Here is a 1619-nt window from a genome sequence, read left to right on the forward strand (position 1 = left end):
TTAATATCGTGAAATCTGCATCGAGCTCAACGACAGGTTGTGTCGGTGAAGGCGATTTAATTACTTATACATTTACAATTACTAATACTGGTAATGTTTCTATTAATTCTATCACAATTACTGATGATTTATTAGGTGGAGATATTACGTCGTCACTTACACTTACGGGAGATACGAATACTAATGGCCTTTTAGATCCTACAGAAACTTGGATCTTTACTGCTCCTGATTATACCATTACTCAAGCTAATGTGGATGCTGGGAATATTACCAACAATGTTACGGCTAGTGGTTTACAGCCTGATGGAACAACTGCTGTTCAAGCTACTGATACTTATGTTATTGATGCGAATAATCCAGATGTGACATTGTGTAATGATGGTGGGATTAATATTGTGAAAACAGCATCGAGCTCAACTACAGGTTGTGTCGGTGAAGGCGATTTAATTACTTATACATTTACAGTAACTAATACTGGTGATGTTTCTATTAATTCTATCACAATTACTGATGATTTATTAGGCGGTAATATTACGTCGTCACTTACACTGACGGGAGATACGAATACTAATGATCTTTTAGATCCTACAGAAACTTGGATCTTTACTGCTCCTGATTATACCATTACTCAAGCTAATGTGGATGCTGGGAATATTACCAACAATGTTACGGCTGATGGTTTACAGCCTGATGGAACAACTGCGGTTGCTGCTACTGATACTTATGTTATTGATGCTAGTAATACAGATGTAACACTATGTAATGATGGTGGTATTAATATCGTAAAATCTGCTTCGAGCTCAACGACAGGTTGTGTTGGTGAAGGCGATTTAATTACTTATACATTTACAGTAACTAATACTGGTAATGTGTCTATCAATTCTATCACAATTACCGATGACTTATTAGGTGGTGATATTACGTCGTCACTTACACTTACTGGAGACACTAATACGAATGGGCTTTTAGATCCTACAGAAACTTGGATATTTACTGCGCCTGATTATACTATTACGCAGGCTAACGTTGATGCTGGAAATATTACCAACAATGTTACCGCTGATGGTCTGCAGCCTGATGGAACAACTGCTGTTCAAGCCACTGATACTTATATCATTGATGCTAGTAATACAGATGTAACACTATGTAATGATGGTGGGATTAATATCGTAAAATCAGCTTCGAGCTCAACAACGGGTTGTGTCGGTGAAGGCGATTTAATTACTTATACATTTACAGTAACTAATACTGGTAATGTGTCTATCAACTCTATCACAATTACTGATGATTTATTAGGCGGTAATATTACATCGTTACTTACACTTACTGGAGACACTAATACGAATGGGCTTTTAGATCCTACAGAAACTTGGATATTTACAGCACCTGATTATACCATTACACAAGCTAATGTTGATGCTGGGAATATAACCAACAATGTTACGGCTAATGGTTTAGAACCTGATGGAACAACTGCTGTTCAAGCCACTGATACTTATATCATTGATGCTAGTAATACAGATGTAACACTGTGTAATGATGGTGGTATTAATATCGTAAAATCTGCTTCGAGCTCAACGACAGGTTGTGTTGGTGAAGGCGATTTAATTACTTATACA

The 1619-nt window shown here is 36.8% G+C and carries 1 protein-coding gene; it reads left to right on the forward strand.

The features are described from left to right. Positions 1–1619 (forward strand): beta strand repeat-containing protein (locus tag ACJBCC_RS17195; RefSeq protein ID WP_407557919.1); only part of this gene is annotated, 1619 nt, incomplete at both ends.

This window comes from Winogradskyella sp. 4-2091, from assembly GCF_045765065.1.
Lineage (GTDB): Bacteria > Bacteroidota > Bacteroidia > Flavobacteriales > Flavobacteriaceae > Winogradskyella.